The sequence below is a fragment of the Mycobacterium sp. 852002-30065_SCH5024008 genome, from assembly GCF_001665645.1.
Taxonomy (GTDB): domain Bacteria; phylum Actinomycetota; class Actinomycetes; order Mycobacteriales; family Mycobacteriaceae; genus Mycobacterium; species Mycobacterium paraffinicum.
In genome coordinates this window covers 1-15,471 of sequence record NZ_LZSZ01000132.1, presented here as the reverse complement: position 1 = coordinate 15,471, position 15,471 = coordinate 1, and the positions used below count along the sequence as shown (strand labels likewise).

15 protein-coding genes and 1 pseudogene are annotated in these 15,471 nt (G+C 68.1%); 9 read left to right on the top strand and 7 right to left on the bottom strand.

Annotation, left to right across the window (positions count from 1 at the left end):
• The first annotated feature begins 51 nt into the window (after positions 1-51).
• Entirely contained in the window at positions 52-474 is a 423-nt protein-coding gene (locus tag A5781_RS16750; RefSeq protein WP_067208472.1) for a nitroreductase family deazaflavin-dependent oxidoreductase, read from the top strand.
• Positions 475-831: 357 nt separating this feature from the next.
• Positions 832-2,319 carry a SulP family inorganic anion transporter gene (locus A5781_RS16745; RefSeq protein WP_067208469.1) on the top strand — a complete coding sequence of 496 codons (1,488 nt, stop codon included), beginning with the start codon at positions 832-834 and terminating at the stop codon, positions 2,317-2,319.
• Positions 2,320-2,335: 16 nt separating this feature from the next.
• Here the strand turns inward: A5781_RS16745 and A5781_RS16740 are convergent, their stop codons facing one another.
• Positions 2,336-3,193, bottom strand: coding sequence for an LLM class F420-dependent oxidoreductase (locus A5781_RS16740; protein WP_067208466.1), 858 nt, complete (start codon positions 3,191-3,193; stop codon positions 2,336-2,338).
• A 128-nt stretch (positions 3,194-3,321) separates the two neighbouring features.
• Here A5781_RS16740 and A5781_RS16735 point away from each other — a divergent pair, with 128 nt between their 5' ends.
• Both A5781_RS16735 and A5781_RS16730 read left to right on the top strand, forming a co-directional pair.
• Complete coding sequence (locus A5781_RS16735) at positions 3,322-4,359, top strand: 2-hydroxyacid dehydrogenase (RefSeq protein WP_197503874.1); 1,038 nt, start codon at positions 3,322-3,324, stop codon at positions 4,357-4,359.
• 75 nt (positions 4,360-4,434) lie between these two features.
• On the top strand, positions 4,435-5,253 hold the full coding sequence (locus tag A5781_RS16730) for a formate/nitrite transporter family protein (protein ID WP_067208463.1): 819 nt from the start codon (positions 4,435-4,437) through the stop codon (positions 5,251-5,253).
• Between the two features lie 3 nt (positions 5,254-5,256).
• On the opposite strand, the gene A5781_RS16725 is transcribed toward A5781_RS16730, so the two are convergent.
• On the bottom strand, positions 5,257-6,189 hold the full coding sequence (locus A5781_RS16725; protein WP_067208460.1) for an LLM class F420-dependent oxidoreductase: 933 nt from the start codon (positions 6,187-6,189) through the stop codon (positions 5,257-5,259).
• A gap of 116 nt (positions 6,190-6,305) precedes the next feature.
• On the opposite strand from A5781_RS16725, the gene A5781_RS16720 reads away from it, so the two are divergent.
• Positions 6,306-6,743: an ATP-binding protein gene (locus A5781_RS16720; protein WP_067208456.1), complete on the top strand. Its 438-nt coding sequence runs from the start codon at positions 6,306-6,308 to the stop codon at positions 6,741-6,743.
• An 11-nt stretch (positions 6,744-6,754) separates the two neighbouring features.
• Here the strand turns inward: A5781_RS16720 and A5781_RS16715 are convergent, their stop codons facing one another.
• Positions 6,755-8,113 (bottom strand): wax ester/triacylglycerol synthase family O-acyltransferase, encoded by a 1,359-nt coding sequence (locus tag A5781_RS16715; RefSeq protein ID WP_067208453.1) that lies wholly within the window; start codon positions 8,111-8,113, stop codon positions 6,755-6,757.
• 174 nt (positions 8,114-8,287) lie between these two features.
• On the opposite strand from A5781_RS16715, the gene A5781_RS16710 reads away from it, so the two are divergent.
• The 3 genes and pseudogenes from A5781_RS16710 to A5781_RS16705 all read left to right on the top strand — a co-directional run bounded on the left by A5781_RS16710 (position 8,288) and on the right by A5781_RS16705 (position 10,121).
• Positions 8,288-9,268, top strand: a complete 981-nt coding sequence (locus tag A5781_RS16710) for a methylenetetrahydrofolate reductase C-terminal domain-containing protein (protein ID WP_067208450.1) — start codon at positions 8,288-8,290, stop codon at positions 9,266-9,268.
• Positions 9,265-9,339: pseudogene (locus A5781_RS26570) on the top strand (hypothetical protein); the annotation flags it as partial. The gene A5781_RS16710 and the pseudogene A5781_RS26570, both read left to right, overlap by 4 nt.
• A 26-nt stretch (positions 9,340-9,365) precedes the next feature.
• Positions 9,366-10,121 carry a class I SAM-dependent methyltransferase gene (locus tag A5781_RS16705; RefSeq protein ID WP_067208447.1) on the top strand — a complete coding sequence of 252 codons (756 nt, stop codon included), beginning with the start codon at positions 9,366-9,368 and terminating at the stop codon, positions 10,119-10,121.
• A 7-nt stretch (positions 10,122-10,128) separates the two neighbouring features.
• On the opposite strand, the gene malQ is transcribed toward A5781_RS16705, so the two are convergent.
• The 4 genes from malQ to A5781_RS16685 all read right to left on the bottom strand — a co-directional run bounded on the left by malQ (position 10,129) and on the right by A5781_RS16685 (position 15,066).
• Positions 10,129-12,114, bottom strand: a complete 1,986-nt coding sequence (gene malQ / locus A5781_RS16700; protein WP_067208444.1) for a 4-alpha-glucanotransferase — start codon at positions 12,112-12,114, stop codon at positions 10,129-10,131.
• A 131-nt stretch (positions 12,115-12,245) separates the two neighbouring features.
• Entirely contained in the window at positions 12,246-12,881 is a 636-nt protein-coding gene (gene phoU, locus A5781_RS16695; protein WP_067208440.1) for a phosphate signaling complex protein PhoU, read from the bottom strand.
• Between the two features lie 82 nt (positions 12,882-12,963).
• Complete coding sequence (locus tag A5781_RS16690) at positions 12,964-14,292, bottom strand: MFS transporter (protein WP_067208437.1); 1,329 nt, start codon at positions 14,290-14,292, stop codon at positions 12,964-12,966.
• Positions 14,293-14,472: 180 nt separating this feature from the next.
• The gene (locus A5781_RS16685) at positions 14,473-15,066 is read right to left on the bottom strand and encodes a hemerythrin domain-containing protein (protein WP_067208434.1); all 594 of its coding nucleotides are present in this window, start codon (positions 15,064-15,066) and stop codon (positions 14,473-14,475) included.
• A gap of 182 nt (positions 15,067-15,248) precedes the next feature.
• Here A5781_RS16685 and A5781_RS16680 point away from each other — a divergent pair.
• Positions 15,249-15,471: class I SAM-dependent methyltransferase (locus tag A5781_RS16680; protein ID WP_369817741.1), on the top strand; the 223-nt coding region annotated here is incomplete at its 3' end.

The following is a 15,471-nucleotide window of genomic DNA, read 5'->3' as shown; positions in this document are numbered from 1 at the left end:
CGGCGATGCGCACGGGGATGACGAAGGCGCGACGACGTGTTGAGATCAGGTATGGCTGACGACATCGAAATGAGCCCGAGGGACTGGGTACGCGAGCAGACCGAGCAAATCCTGAAACAGGGCACGACCCACGGGGTCGAGATTCTCGACCGGCCCGTCGTTTTGGTGACGGTCACCGGGGCAAAATCCGGCAAAAAGCGTTACGTGCCGATGATGCGCGTCGAAAGCGACGGTCGTTATGCCATGGTCGCGTCGAAAGGGGGCGCCCCCGCGCATCCGTCGTGGTATTTCAATCTGAAAGTCAATCCGGAGGTCACGCTGCAGGATGGCGAGAGGGTCGTCACGCTAAGGGCACGCGAGCTCGACGGGTCGGAGCGCGAGCAGTGGTGGCAGCGAGCCGTCGAAGCCTATCCGCCCTATGCCGAGTACCAGACCAAGACAACGAGGCAGATACCAGTCTTCGTGCTGGAGTAATAGACCGCGCGTCAACGTATTTCGGCAAAAAGCGCCGACGGTCATTCGACAGCTATCGACGGCAAAAGATTTGCATTCGATATGCGCGCGGCCCGTCAGGTTGCGACCAGCTTGGCCGCCCCATACCTTCGATATGCATAGGCCAGGCACGCTTAGCAGAACAACGACGTTCCCGCGACTGGTAATCGCCAGTGCCACAGGGCTTTACATCGAACTATCCGGGCGCATCACGGGCTGATATCCGGCGCGCTTCCTCATGCACATTTCCAGGGAGGGCCGATGCAACACGCCGGGCGGCTAGGTCAACAAGACTTCCAGAAGGGTCAACCGAATCGAGTTGACCGGTGGCGCGCGGCCATGCAATACGACTTGCCGGCCTCGTTAGTGGTTTTCCTGGTGGCGCTTCCGTTGTCACTCGGGATCGCGATCGCCTCGGACGCTCCAGTGCTGTCCGGCTTGATAGCGGCGATCGTCGGCGGGATCGTCGCCGGGTGTATCGGCGGATCACCGTTGCAGGTCAGTGGTCCGGCCGCCGGGCTCACGGTCGTTGTCGCCGACCTGATTTCCCAGTTTGGCTGGGCGGTAACCTGTTTGATCACCGTAATTGCGGGAGCACTGCAAGTCATGTTGGGCATCAGCCGGATTGCGCGCGCCGCCTTGGCGATCTCGCCGGTTGTCGTGCACGCCATGCTGGCCGGCATCGGAATCACCATCGCCCTGCAACAGGTGCACGTACTGCTGGGCGGTGAATCGCAGAGCTCGGCCTGGTCAAATGTCGTCGGGTTGCCCGCGCAGATCGCCGGCGCGCATCGGCCGGGCCTCGTGCTGGGTCTGCTCGTCATCGCCATTCTGATTGCGTGGCGCTGGGCACCGGCCCGGTTGGCCAAGGTGCCTGGCCCACTGGTCGCCATCGTCGTCGCTACGGTCATGTCGGTCGTGTTGCCGTTCAACGTATCCCGCATCAGGTTGGAGGGCTCGGTGCTTGAGGCCCTGCAGCTGCCGCAGCTTCCCGACGGGAATTGGGGGGCCGTCGTGATCGCGGTGATCACGGTCACGCTGATCACCAGCGTCCAAAGCCTGCTGACGGCCGTCTCGATCGACCGGATGCACACCGGGCCGCGCACCGACTTCAACCGGGAGCTGATCGGGCAGGGCGCGGCGAACATGGTGTCCGGCGCAATCGGCGGGCTTCCCATCGCCGGCGTGATCGTGCGCAGCGCGGCTAATGTCAACGCGGGTGCGAAAACCCGCGCCTCGACGATCATGCACGGGGTCTGGATTCTGGTGTTCGCCGTCCCCTTCGCGGGATTGGTCGAACAGATCCCCACCGCGGCGCTCGCCGGCTTACTCATCGTCATCGGGATCGAGCTGCTGAAGCCCGCACACATCGAGACCGCGTCGCGCAACGGCGATCTCGTCGTCTATCTGGTGACCATTGTCGGCGTCGTCTTCCTGAACCTGTTGCACGGCGTCATGATTGGGCTGGCCGTGGCCGTCGTCGTGACCGGTTGGCGGGTGGTTCGGGCCAGGGTGGAGGCGAAGCCCGTGGGCGACGAATGGCACGTGTTCATCGAAGGGGCGTGCACCTTCCTGGCCCTGCCTCGGCTGACGGGTGTGCTCGCGACGATCCCCGAGCGCACCACGGTCACCATCCACCTGGTGGCCAACTACCTCGATCACGCTGCCCATCAGGCGATCAGCGACTGGCAGCGGCGGCACTGCGCCACGGGGGGAGCGGTCAAGGTCCATAACGGACCGATGGAACCCTATGGAGGGGTGGGCAAGTCGTCGAAGGCCAACGGTCGCGCGGTCCACCTCAGCCTGGTCGAAGCCGACACCGGCTAGCCCTACCCGCGGATTGCTAGGTCAGGTCGGCGGCGATCCGCTTCAGCACGGCGAGGTGATCATCGACCGTCGCGAGGCCGGCGTTCATCGTGTTGACCGACACGTGGGTGGCGCCCGCGGCCCGCCAGGCCGCGATGTCGGCCGCGGCCTTTGCGCGGTCGCCGACCCAGCTGACCCGGCCTTCCATCCCGAGGCTTTCCGCGTCGCGCCCGGCGGCCGCGGCCGCGCGCCGCACCTGTTCCCGCGCGTGGTCGAGGCCGGGGCCGGGAGCCGTCATCGGGAACCAGCCGTCCGCGAGACGTCCCGCGCGTTCCAGCCCGCGGTCGGACGCCGCGCCGATCCACACGGGGATCGGGCGCTGGGCGGGCAATGGGGCCAGCCCCGCCGCGGTCACGGTGTGGTACTTCCCGTCGAAGGTGACCGATCGTTCGGTCCACAGCCGGCGCATCAGCTCGAGCTGCTCCTCGGAGCGCTTGCCGCGATTGGTGAACTTCTCGCCCAGCGCCTCGTATTCGACCGCGTTCCAGCCCAATCCGACACCAAGCCGGAATCGCCCGCCGGTGAGCAGATCGACTTCGGCGGCCTGCTTGGCCACCAGCGCCGTCTGTCGTTGCGGCAGGATGATGACACCGGTGACGAGTTCCAGGGAAGTGATCGCGGCGAGGTAGCCGAACATGACGAAGGGTTCATGGAATGTCGAATCGATGTCGTAGGGGCCATCCCAGCCGTGGTGCACGTTCGGGTCGGCGCCCACCACGTGGTCGTAGGCGAGGATGTGGGTGAATCCGAGTCCTTCGACGCCCTCGCCGTACGCACGCACGACCGCGGGGTCTCCACCGAGCTCGGTTTGCGGGAACACAACTCCAATGCGCATTGGCGGTGCAACCAAGCCGCGGGGGGATTGCTTCCCGTGCGCAATGAAAAAGTTTGGGACGGTGCCGTCTTCGCGCCTCTCGGCAAGTGGTCGCTCGAAGCGACGGTTTTGAGGTGGTACCCGGGGGAATGTCCGACACCGTCGAGAGTCACAACGAAGGCCGCCGCTCGAATATTTCGCCGACGCTCGATGATGGACGGGTGACGACAAAAAAGATCAGGTATGCGCTGCGGGTCGGTGACTTCGAGCCGACGTTCGAAGCCGAGCTGACCGCGCGCTACGAGATTTCGAAGCTCCCCGAGGGCCCCGAACGGGCCGATTTCCTGTCCGAGCGTGCGGCCGACATTCGTGTGGTGCTCACGTCGGGGTCGCCCGGCGTCGACGCTTACACGATGGCGGCGCTGCCCCACCTGGAGGTGATCGTCAACAACGGCGCCGGGGTGGACCTGATCGATCTGCCCGCGGCGCGGCGTCGCGGCATCGGCGTCAGCAACACGCCCGACGTGCTTTCGGACACCGTGGCCGACACCGCCGTGGGCCTGATCCTGATGACCCTGCGCCGTTTCGGAGCCGCCGACCGCTACGTGCGGGCGGGCGGCTGGGTGCGCGACGGGCCATTCCCCTACGCCCGCGACGTCAGCGGCTTGCAGGTCGGGATCTTGGGCCTGGGCCGCATCGGTTCGGCCATAGCGACCAGGCTGGTCGGATTCGACTGTGCCATCGCGTATCACAACCGCCACCGCATCGACGGATCGCCGTACCGCTACGCCGACTCGCCGGTGGAACTGGCCGAATCGGTCGACGTCCTCGTCGTGGCCACCACTGGCGACCCCAAGACGCGTCGGCTGGTCGACCGGAGCGTCCTCGAGGCGTTGGGTCCCGAGGGTTACCTCATCAACATCGCGCGCGGCAGCGTCGTCGACCAGGACGCGCTGGTGGAATTGCTGGCCGGCGGCGCCCTGGCCGGTGCGGGGCTGGACGTCTTCCTCGACGAACCCCACGTGCCGGCCGAGCTGCTGGACATGGACAACGTGGTGCTGTTCCCGCACATCGGCAGCGCCACCGCCCGGACTCGCAGGGCGATGGCGTTGCTGGCGATCCGCAACCTGGAGAGTTACCTCGACACCGGTGAGCTGGTGACACCGGTGCTGCGACCGCGCAGGTGACAGCGGGGTCCGCTCCTGTCAGATGCCTCACACCGGATAGTCCAGCCCTGATTAACGGGTACTAGGCCATCCACCATGAGTGACACGACCCAACGCGAGCTCGGAGACACCAACAGTCCCATCGAGGACGAGCTCGAGGATGCCTTCAGCAGGATGCTGAGCGAGGGCACCCAGCGTCTGCACCGCACGTGGCGCGGCGTGTTGGTCACCGGCTTTTTCGGCGGGACCGAGGTGGGGATCGGTGTGCTCGCCTACCTGTCGGTGTTGGACGCCACCCACCGGCCGCTGTTGGCCGGGTTGGCTTTCTCGATCGGCTTCCTGGCCCTGCTGCTGGGCCGCAGCGAGCTGTTCACCGAGGGCTTCATCATTCCCGTCGTGACGGTGGCCGCCAAACGCGCCAGCCTCCGCCAGCTGGCCAAACTGTGGGGCGGCACCATGTTCGCCAACCTCGTCGGCGGCTGGGTGATCATGTGGCTGATCATGACGGGCTTCCCAGAGCTGCACGCCCAGACCATCGAGTCCGGCACCCATTTCGCCACCGCGCCGGTGTCGGCGCAGAGCATGGTTTTGGCGATCCTCGGCGGCATGGTCATCACGCTGATGACCCGGATGCAACACGGCACCGATTCCGTGCCGGCCAAGATCGCCGCCGCCGTCGCCGCCGCGTTCCTGCTCGCCGGGCTGCGGTTGTTCCATTCGATTCTGGATTCGTTGCTGATCTTCGGCGCGCTGGTTACCGGGAATGCGCCGTTCGGTTACCTGACGTGGCTGGGCTGGTTCGGCTACACCGTGGTGGGCAACATGATCGGCGGGCTGCTCTTCGTGACGCTGCTGCGGCTGCTGCGGAGCAAGGATCGGCTCGAGGAGGAACGCGCCGACGCTGAGTCCATGTGAGCCTCAAAGCAGTTGCGGCATAACCTCACTCGCCAGCAGTTCCAGGTGCGCGAGATCGGTTAGGTCCAGCAGCTGGGTGTAGACGCGCTGCACGCCGAGGTGTTTCCACGCGCCCAAGTTGTCGACGATCTCCGCGGGAGTGCCGACCAGCGGGCTGTTCGAACGCAACTCGTCGAGGTCGCGGCCGATCGCGGTGGCGCGGCGGGCCACCTCGCGTTCGCGGCGGCCGGCGCAGAGCACGAATGCGCTTGAGTAGATCATCGAGTCGGACGGCCTACCCGCCTCGGTGACCGCGTCCGCCACCCGCTGAAATTGCTTCTCGGCCACGTCGATCGGCGCGAACGGAATGTTGAACTCGGCCGCGTACTTCGCTGCCAGCTGCGGGGTGCGTTTGGCGCCGAGACCGCCGATGACGATCGGCGGATGCGGGCTCTGCATCGGTTTGGGCAGCGCCGGCGAGCCGGCGATGGTGTAGTAGTTGCCGGCGTAGTCGAAGGTCTCACCCGGCTTCGTGGTCCACAGCCCTGTGACGATGGCCAGCTGCTCGCTGAGCCGGTCGAACCTCTCCCGCAGCGGGGGAAAGGGAATCCCGTACGCCTGGTGCTCCTTCTCGAACCAGCCGCTGCCCAGGCCGAATTCGACACGCCCCGCGCTCATGTCGTCCACTTGCGCTACCGCGATGGCCAGCGGACCCGGATAGCGAAACGTTGCGGAGGTAACCAGGGTGCCCAGCCGGATGCTCGACGTCTCCCGCGCGATCGCGCCCAGGGTCACCCATGAGTCGGTGGGACCCGGCAGGCCGTCGCCGCTCATCGCCAGGTAGTGGTCGGACCGGAAAAACGCTGCAAAGCCCAGCTGCTCGGCGGTTTGGGCGACGGCGACCTGATCGGCATAACCGGCGCCTTGTTGCGGTTCGATGAAGGCACGGAATTCCATAAGATCCCTCTGTATGTCGTTGTACGGCAACCCGATTCCGAACGTGTACCCGCCCGTGGCCAAAGCGAGACGCGAACGGGTTTAGCACCCCACCCGCACCTGGGTATGCCCTTGGCATGACCTCACTACTTCCACCCAGGGTCGTGACGCCCGCGCGATTGACCTGCGCCGGGGCCGCCGACGTCGTCACGGCGGCGGAACTGCGCCGCGCCCTGCGCCGGTGGCTCCAAGAAATGACCGAGGCCCCGGCTGAAGTGCGCGACGACATCATTCTGGGGGTCAACGAGGCGCTGGCCAACTGCGTGGAGCACGCGTACCGCGCCCAGACCACGGTCGGCACCATGAAACTGCAGGCCAGCTACGATCCCGCCGCCCAATCGATCAGCGTGTGCGTCAGCGATCGCGGATCCTGGCATCACCCCTCGCCGCAGCGGCTCAACGACCCCCGGCGATCCCGCGGTCTCCTGCTGATGCATGCGCTGGCCGACCACTGCACCATCAACGCGCGGCCCAACGGCACGACGGTGTGCCTGGACTACACCACCAGGCCCTAGCCGTCACCCGCTCACACGCCGACGGCGCGCTCGAGGTCCTTCAACGAGGTCTCCAGGTGGCCCAGCAGCCGCTGCAGGTGCGGGATGCTGCGGCGGCAGCCCACCAGACCGAAGTCGAGGTTGTCGGCGTTGTTGGTGACCGTGATGTTGACCGCCTGCCCGTCGAGTGGGATGGACAGCGGATAGTTGCCGTCCAACCGGGCGCCACGCCAGTACAGCGGGTCGGAGGGACCGGTCGAGACGTTGGAGATGACGATGTTGAAGGGCGGTGAGGCCGCCGACAGGTACCCGGGGATCAGCCCGAAGAACAGGCCGCCGATATTGAACGCGGACAGGGCGAGCTGCTGAACCGAGGGCAGCTGTTGGAAGATCTCCTTGGTGTCGCGGATCGACGTGCTGACGATCTCGAGGCGCCGCCCCGCGTCTTCGAGGTCGGTCGCCAGGTTGCACAGGAACGTTCCGACCAGGTTGCCGCCACGGTCGTCGTCGGTCTTGCGCAGATTGACCGGCACCATCGCGGTCAGCGGGGCGTCAGGCAGGGCATCCCGCTCCAGGAGGTAGGCCCGCAGGGCCCCGGAGCACATGGCGAGCACGACGTCGTTGACCGTCACCCCGGCGGCCGACTTGATCGCCTTGATCCGGTCCAGCGACCACGACTGCGCGGCCACCCGCCGGGCACCGCCGATCCGGACGTTGAACATGCTGCGCGGCGCCCGGAACGGCAGTGTGAGTTGCTGTTCGAGCAGCGCCGCCCGGGCCAGCTTCAGGCTGGATGGTGCCAGGGCGAGCGCCGACCCCGCGGTGCGGCCGGCGCGCTCGAGCAGCGACTGGGTTTTGGGCTCCTTGCCGCGCTTGCGCGGCCCCAGGGTCCACGGGACGCGCACCTCGTCGTCGTCCGGGTCTGGGGTGAACGCGCGCTGCACCAGCCGCATCGCGGACACGCCGTCCATGAGGGAGTGGTGGTACTTCGTGTACACGGCGTACCGGCCGTCTTGGAGGCCCTCGATGAGGTGGGCTTCCCACATCGGGCGGTGGCGGTCGAGCAGGCTGCCGTGCAGCCGAGACGCCAGCTCCAGCAGATCGCGGACCCGCCCGGGCTCCGGGAGGGCCGAGCGGCGCAGGTGGTAGTCGAGCTCGACGTCGTTGTCGAACGACCACGCGAGGTTGGTCAGGCCGCCGAAGAAGGCCGGGTGCTTGCGGAACAGCGGCTGCACATCCGTGCACTCGAGCATGGCCTGATAGGCCTCGCGGACGAAATGGGGCCCGGCGTCCTCGGGCGGCTCGAAGAGCTGAAGCGATCCCACGTGCATCGGGTGCTCGCGGGACTCGCCGATGAGGAACAGCGCATCCGTCGGCGATATCGGTTCCATGGTCAACCCCGTTCGTTTTGCTGCACCGTCCGCGCGGTACACGCACATCTCCTAGTAGCCGCCGTGAGCGTTTGCTAATCCCGAAAGGCCACCCCGAATCCGGCCCGGGCCGAAGGGCTTGCGGGCGCGGTCGTTTGGGTACATCGATGCGAACACTGGCGCACGGGGAGTGAAATGTCGGCGGGTTTGGAGTGTCCGAAACGAATGGAGTTCGGACCGTGCGGCGGGGTGCGACCCGACGGGCAATGCGAGATGCGCCCGGGGCCGTGCGCGTTCGACGGCGTGGTGGCGTGGTCGGGCCATCAGCACGCGGCGCGTCCCGCTCGCGCGCCGCTGGTGCTCACCGATTTCAGTTGCACCCCGTTCGATCGCCGGGACGTCGCGGCGACCGCGGCCGTGCTGGCGCTCGGGTGCGACGCCGTCCTGGTCGGGGAGCACCAGAACAAACCCGATTTTCCGCCGACGCTCATGGGGTCACTGCTGCTCGACGCCGGCGTGACACCGTGGATCACGTTGTCGTGCCGCGACCGCAACCGCGTAGTGCTCGAGCAGGAACTGCGGGGGTTGCTCAGCATCAACGTGGAGACGGTGTTGTGCGTGACGGGCGACGGGCGCGGCTACGACGTGCGTCCGGAGGTCACCCAGACCTTCGACCTCGACGGGCCCCGCCTGGTCTCGCTGGCCGCGTCGACGGGAGTGGTCGCCGCGGTGCCCGAAACGCCCACCGCCCCGCCCGTAGCGGCCCGGCCCGCACGGTTGGTCGAGAAGCAACGGGCCGGAGCGAGCCTGGCGGTCCTCAACCACGTGCCCCGTCCCGAGATGGTGGCCGACTTCGTGACGGCGGCGCGGGCGGCGGGGCTGGCAATCCCGGTGATCGCGGCGGTCGCGGTGTTCACCGACAGCGTCTCCGCGGCGGTGCTGCAAGGCTTGCCCGGCCTGGAACTCGATCAGGCCGTGACGGAGCGGGTATTGGGCGCGCCGGATCCGGTGTCCGCCGGGATCGAGGCGGCGGTGGCCGAGGCCCGCGCGCTGCTCTCGATCGAAGGTGTCGAGGGAGTCAACGTGTCGGGTTTGGCGTCCGCGTCGGGCGGGCGCATCGGGGCGGAAATCAAGGCGGAGGTCGGTCGCCGAATACGGGGAGAGGGGCGCCGATGACGCGCGCCGCCGACGATGCAGTGGGGGTACCGCCCGCTTGCGGGGGACGCAGCGATGAGGTGGGGGTACCACCCGCTTGCGGGGGAAAGGGGCGCCGATGACGGAAGCGATGGAGGCAGAGTTCGACACCGTCGCCGAGTGGACGGCGCAGGTGGCCGCCGACCTCGGGCCGGACTATTACGTGCCCGCCGGATGCCGGGGCAGCGGCAGTCCGGCCGCCCTCGATTGGCTGATCGCGGAGATGGGCCTGGCGCCCGGTGCCACGTTGCTGGACTCCGGGGCGGGCGTGGGGGGCCCCGCGGCCTACGCGGCGCGAGAGCGCTCGGTGCGGCCGGTGCTCATCGAGCCGGAGACGGGTGCGTGCCGCGCGGCGAAGAGGTTGTTCGGCTTCCCGGTGGCGTGCGCGGTGGGGTCGGCCCTACCGGTGGCGGACTCGAGCTTCGACGCCGCGTGGGCACTTGGCGTGTTGAGCACGACACCGGATCACCTGGCGGTCCTCGAGGAGCTGCGCCGCGTCGTCCGGCCGGGTGGCCGGGTCGGCCTGCTCGTCTTCCTCGCCCACGGCGACGAAGCGAACGAGACGTTGGACGGCAACCATTTCCCGACGACCGGCGGGCTGCTCAAGCTGGTCCGGCGCGCGTCGCTGGACGTCGAGCAGCGGCTCGGCACCGCGGACCTTCCGCCGATCTCCGACTCGTGGAACGAGCGGGTCGACGCCGTGACGGACGCCCTGAGCGAGCGGCACGGGCACACGGAGGCCTGGCAGTTGGCCGAACGCCAGAGTGCACAGATCGGGCGGCTGCTCGACGAGGGGACGCTGACCAGCGAGCTGCTGGTGTTGCGGCGCGCGTGAGACTCGGTTAGGCCGACTCGCGGAAGGCGGCGGTGATCTCGGCGACCCTGGGGTCGGCGCGTAGCTCCTCCAGCGTCGCCGGGAGTGGGAGCCGCCAGTTCGGGTACTCGTCGATCGTGCCCGGCAGATTGGGCTGCCGAGGTTCGGCCAACACGTCGTAAGGCGAAATCAACTTCAGGCGGCTCGGCGTCGCCGCCAGCAACCGGTGCATCGCCGTGATGATCGCCGCCTCGTCCGGATCCGGGCCGTCAAGCAGACCCTCGGAAAGCAGCAGCTCCAACCACTCGGCCCGCTCCTTGTCGGCCACCGACCGCTCACCCGCCACGTCGTCGAGCAGCCCGAGGTCGGCGCGGGCCCGCACGTGCTCGGCGCGCAAGAAGCCCGCGGCCGTGGGTAGGTCGTGGGTGGACAGGCTGGCGGCCGCCCGCGACGGCCATTGCGCCGGCGCCAGCAGCGGCTCCCCGGGGGCGGACTCGTCGCGGGTGAACCACGACACCGCGCAGCCCAGCATCCCGTTGCCGGCCAGCGCCTCAGTCACCTCCGGTTCGACGGTGCCCAGGTCCTCGCCGACCACGGTGGCTCCGGCCCGGTGCGCCTCCAGGGCGAGGACGGCGAGCATGACGTCGGCGTCATAGTGCACGTAGGTGCCGCGATCCGGGCCGTCGCCCGGGGGAATCCACCACAACCGCCACAGGCCGGCGACATGGTCGATCCGCAGGCCGTCGGCGTAAGTCACGACGGCGCGCAGCATGTCACGCAGGGCGGCGTAGCCGGTGGCGGCGAGGCGGTCCGGCCGCCACGGCGGCAGCCCCCAGTCCTGCCCACGGGGAGTGAAGTTGTCCGGCGGCGCCCCGACACTCACCCCGGTGGCGAGCACGTCGGCCAGCGCCCACGCGTCCGCGCCCTCGGCGTCGACCCCGACGGGGAGGTCGTGCAACACCCCCAGGGCCATCCCTGCGCTTCGGGCGGTGTCGCGCACGGCGACCAGCTGCTCGGCGCAGCGCTGCTGCACCCAGGCGTGGAACGCCACCCGGGGCGCCAGCTCTCGCCGCGCCACCGCGACGGCCGGCCCGGCGACGTCGCGCAGTGGCTCCGGCCAGCGGCTCCACCGGCCGCCGTGCCGCTCGGCCAGCGCGCAGTACGTGGCCCAGTCGCGCAGGCCCGTGCCGGCGCCCGATTCGTCCAGCGGACTGGGCCGGCCATCGGCGCGCCAGAGCAGCTCCAGCGCCGACCGCTTGGCCGCCCACACGAGGTCGTGGTCGATGCGTTCGGTCGTTGCCGAGACCCGCAGCGCATCCACCTCGGCGCGGGTGTCCGGGTCGGCCCTGCGGTAGGCGTCGAGGTCCTCGACGCGCAGCGAAAGCGGGTTGGCGAACCGTCGGCTGGAGGGGGTGTAGGGCGATGGCTGCACCGGATGGGTCGGCCCGGGGGCGCTGAGCGGGTTGAGCAGCACCGCGCCGGCGCCGTGCTCGGCGACGGTCCAGTTCATGAATTCCCGCAGGTCGCCCAAGTCGCCGATGCCCCAGGAGCGGGCCGATCGGAGGGCGTAGAGCTGCAGCATCCAACCCCAGGTGGCGGGGGCCGCGGGTACCTGGGGTGGCGCCGCGACCAGGGTGGCCTCCTGTCCGTCGCGCAGCTGCAGCCGATACCAGCCCGGGGTCAGGTCGCCGGGCAGCTCGTCGCGCACCTCGGTGCGGTCGCCGTCCTCGCCCACCAAGAGGGCCGCGCCGGGCAGCGGCCGGGGCCGCCCATCCGGGCGTACGGAAACAGTGGGTGGCAGGGCGCCGGCGCGGTCGCGCTCGGCCAGTTTGGCCAACTCGCGACGACGGTCGGCTTCGCTGGCGGCGTCGACGTCGAGCAGGCCGAGCACGCGGATCACGACGTCGGCGTCGACCTCGACGGGCTCGCGCCGCTCGTTGCGGTAGGAGGTGGCCACCCCGTGTGCCGCGGCCAACCGACGCAGGTCATCGGGAACCGGCTTGGGATTCGCCATCAGCGCGCCGGCCCGGGTGGGGGCCCGGGGGCGACGGGACGACGATGACGAGGGAGCACATCGCTTATATACCCAAGCCGGGACTTCTCACACAGGCCGCCGAAACCCGTTTGGCGGCAGCCGCTTTCGACCTAGTGCCCGGTGGCTTGGAAGATGACCCGCCGAGCAATCTGAACGGCATGGTCGGCGAATCTCTCGTAGAAGCGCCCCAACAGGGTGACGTCCACCGCGGCGGCGACACCGTGCGGCCATCCGGGATCGATCAGCGCCGCCAGCAATTGGTGATGCAGTTCGTCCATCGCGTCGTCGTCGCGGCGAATTTGCGCAGCTCGGCGAGGATCCTGGTCCAGCAACACTTCTCGGGCGACACCGGCCAACTGCTCGGCCACCGCACCCATCTCGGCGACGTGTCGGCGCACGTCTTCCGGCACGGCATTGCGGGGATGGCGCATGCGGGCGATCTCGGCCACGTGGACCGCCAGCGCCCCCATCCGCTGAGCATCCGCGGCGATCCGAATGCCACTGACCACCGCCCGCAAATCGGTGGCCACCGGCGCCTGCAATGCCAGCAGGGTGAACGCGGTCTCCTCGACGCGAGCGTTGACGGCGACGACGTCCTCCTGGCCCGCGATGACCCGTTCCGCCAGGGCCAGGTCGGCCTTCAGCAGCGCCTCCGTGGCCTCTCCGATCGCCTCCCCGGCCATCGCGCACATCGCCCCGAGTTGTTCGGTGAGCGTCCCCAACCGGTGGTGAAAAGCGGTTCTCATGCATTAGGAGTAGGCCGGAATACGCGAAATAAACGTCATGGTGTGCGCCCGTTGAAAGCGCTTCCTTCTTAATGCCTTTCGATTACCTGACGTCGTCGGCCAGCTCGCGCGCCTCCCGCTCGGTTTCCACCGCGGGTCCGGACCCGGGCAGCGGCTTCCTGGCGACCTCGGGCGTGAACAGCAGCGTGACGGCGCCCACCAGTCCACCGAAGATCAGCATGTAGGCGGGGGCCATGACGTTGCCGGTGCCCGACACCAGCGCCTGGGCGATCAGCGGCGTGGTGCCGCCCACCGCCGATATCGAGATGTTGTACGAGATGGCCAGCGACCCGTAGCGCACGTTGGTGGGGAACAGGGCCGGCAGCATCGCGGGCGCTGTGCTGTCGAAGCACAGCTCCATCAGCCCGATCAGCAGCACGCCGAGGAAGATCACCGGGTAGATGGCGCCGAAGCGGATGAGCAGGAACGCCGGAATGGAACCCACGACCAGCAGTGCGCAGCCCGTCCACATGATGGGTTTGACGCCGATGCGGTCGGATAACGCGGCGACGAGCACCACGGTGACCATCAGGATCGCCAGCGTCACCACGATCATCACGAGTCCGGCGGTGTGGCCGACGCGCACGAACAGCTTGAGGTACGTCGGCAGGTAGCCGGTCAGCATGAAGTCGGCGACCTGAGAGGTCAGCACCAGAGCCGCGCAGATCAGCAGGCCCCGCCACTGATCCACGACGGTGCGCCGAAATTGTTGTTTGCGCCCGCCCGAGTGCTGCGCCCCCTCGGTCGCGTTCTGGTATGCGGATGACTCCTTGAGCCGTAGCCGCAGGAACAGCGCGAACAGGCCGAAGGGCGCACCCAGCAGCAGGGGGATCCGCCAGCCGTAAGCCAGCATGGCGTCGTCGGGGAGCCAGGTCTGCAGCCCGGTCACCATCATCCCGGCCAGCACGAAGCCGACCAGATTGCCCATCGGCAGAAACCCGACCATCATGCCGCGTTTGTGGTCGGGGGCCTGCTCGACCAGATAGGTCATCGCGCCGACATACTCACCGCCGGTCGACAACCCCTGGAATATGCGGGCGATGACGAGCAGGATCGGCGCCCAGATGCCGATGGTGCTGTAACCGGGCAGCAAACCGGTCACGGTGGTGCTCACCGTCATCATCAGGATGGTGACCACAAGGACCCGGTGTCGTCCGATGCGGTCGCCGAGAGGGCCGAAGATGAACCCCCCGAGCGGGCGCACCACGAACGCCGCGGCCAGCGTGCCGAACGTGGCGATGAGGTGAACGCCGCTGACGCTCTTACCGGGATAGAAAACCTGGGCGATGGTGGTGGCGATGTAGCCGTAAACGCCGAAGTCGTACCACTCCATGAAGTTGCCGATCGCGGTCCCCATGATGGTTTGGCGCATGGCCGGGTCGGCGACCCTGATGTCTTTGCGTGCCCATTTCCTCCGGCGGCCCCGTGCATTCATCGACGGATTGCGTACCCAGAAGTCTCGTGGGCCGAACACAATCGCACTCCCAACCGGCTCTATCGTCTGCATCGACCGGTGGCCGATCGTAGTGGCCGCGCCAAGGTCGGCGGGAACTCACTGACCTTTCAGGCTGCCGATGCGGAGCGAGAAATCCTTGGGCGTTGACTGCTCCCGCGGCGTCGACTGCGTGGTGGCCTCAATATCCTCGACGTAGCGCTCAGGGTCGCGGTCGACGATCGGTAACCCCTCGGTGGTGGGATGTTCGGCCATGAAGTCGCTGTATTGCCGCCCTAGCGCTTCGCGAAGGCCGATGGGGGCCGCGCGACGGAAGTCGGACAACCCTTCCCGCTCCTCTTCGCCCATGTGCTCGTCGTTGGCCTCCCGGGTGCGCCCGACCGCCGCCCACCACTGCTCGGTGCCGACCCGGGCCGCGTTGGCGTCACGCACCCCGTCGCGAATGTCGTTGTGATCCCCGATGGCGTCGAGTGTCTCGCCCTCGGCGTCGTCGGTGCCCCGCCTCAGCAACTGCGGGTAGAAGATCTTCTCTTCGATATAGGCGTGCACGTCGAGCTTGTCGGCGAGGGGACGCCACACCCGCGCCAGGGCGGTTTCGTCGGTCGGCGCCTGCGCCTGCAGGTAGTCCAGCTGGGCGAACTGTTCGCGGAACCACTCGTGGTCGGCGAGGATCAACATGGTGATGTCAGCCATCGCGCCGCCCCATCTCCCTCACCGCTACGGTTCGCGGCCATGGTGTCCCATAGTGGCGGGCCAGTCAACCGACCGGGAACACTCCAGAAGGGCTGCATACACCGTCCGGATACACTAGGGCACCAGCGTGGTGATCGCCCTTGATCGCACGCCGCAAAAATCCACCACAGCAGAGGTTGTTTGTGCCTGAGAACCGCAGCGAGCCCGTGAGCCTAGAGCCGCATTTCGACGACGTTCAGGCGCACTACGACCTGTCCGACGAGTTCTTCGCGCTGTTCCTGGACCCGACGCGCACCTACAGCTGCGCGTACTTCGAGCGCGACGACATGACCCTGGAAGAGGCGCAGCTCGCGAAGGTCGACCTGTCGCTAGGAAAGCTCGGGCTGCAAGCGGGCCAGACGCTGC

What these genes read in the sequence shown, in the direction of transcription:
- A5781_RS16710 (WP_067208450.1), top strand. Translation starts at nt 8,288, where the DNA reads ATGTCGGCGGGTTTGGAGTGTCCGAAACGAATGGAGTTCGGACCGTGC.
- A5781_RS16715 (WP_067208453.1), bottom strand. Translation starts at nt 8,113, where the DNA reads ATGGAACCGATATCGCCGACGGATGCGCTGTTCCTCATCGGCGAGTCC.
- A5781_RS16730 (WP_067208463.1), top strand. Translation starts at nt 4,435, where the DNA reads ATGAGTGACACGACCCAACGCGAGCTCGGAGACACCAACAGTCCCATC.
- A5781_RS16705 (WP_067208447.1), top strand. Translation starts at nt 9,366, where the DNA reads ATGACGGAAGCGATGGAGGCAGAGTTCGACACCGTCGCCGAGTGGACG.
- A5781_RS16685 (WP_067208434.1), bottom strand. Translation starts at nt 15,066, where the DNA reads ATGGCTGACATCACCATGTTGATCCTCGCCGACCACGAGTGGTTCCGC.
- A5781_RS16720 (WP_067208456.1), top strand. Translation starts at nt 6,306, where the DNA reads ATGACCTCACTACTTCCACCCAGGGTCGTGACGCCCGCGCGATTGACC.
- A5781_RS16750 (WP_067208472.1), top strand. Translation starts at nt 52, where the DNA reads ATGGCTGACGACATCGAAATGAGCCCGAGGGACTGGGTACGCGAGCAG.
- malQ (WP_067208444.1), bottom strand. Translation starts at nt 12,114, where the DNA reads ATGGCGAATCCCAAGCCGGTTCCCGATGACCTGCGTCGGTTGGCCGCG.
- A5781_RS16725 (WP_067208460.1), bottom strand. Translation starts at nt 6,189, where the DNA reads ATGGAATTCCGTGCCTTCATCGAACCGCAACAAGGCGCCGGTTATGCC.
- phoU (WP_067208440.1), bottom strand. Translation starts at nt 12,881, where the DNA reads ATGAGAACCGCTTTTCACCACCGGTTGGGGACGCTCACCGAACAACTC.
- A5781_RS16690 (WP_067208437.1), bottom strand. Translation starts at nt 14,292, where the DNA reads ATGCGCCAAACCATCATGGGGACCGCGATCGGCAACTTCATGGAGTGG.
- A5781_RS16740 (WP_067208466.1), bottom strand. Translation starts at nt 3,193, where the DNA reads ATGCGCATTGGAGTTGTGTTCCCGCAAACCGAGCTCGGTGGAGACCCC.
- A5781_RS16735 (WP_197503874.1), top strand. Translation starts at nt 3,322, where the DNA reads ATGTCCGACACCGTCGAGAGTCACAACGAAGGCCGCCGCTCGAATATT.
- A5781_RS16745 (WP_067208469.1), top strand. Translation starts at nt 832, where the DNA reads ATGCAATACGACTTGCCGGCCTCGTTAGTGGTTTTCCTGGTGGCGCTT.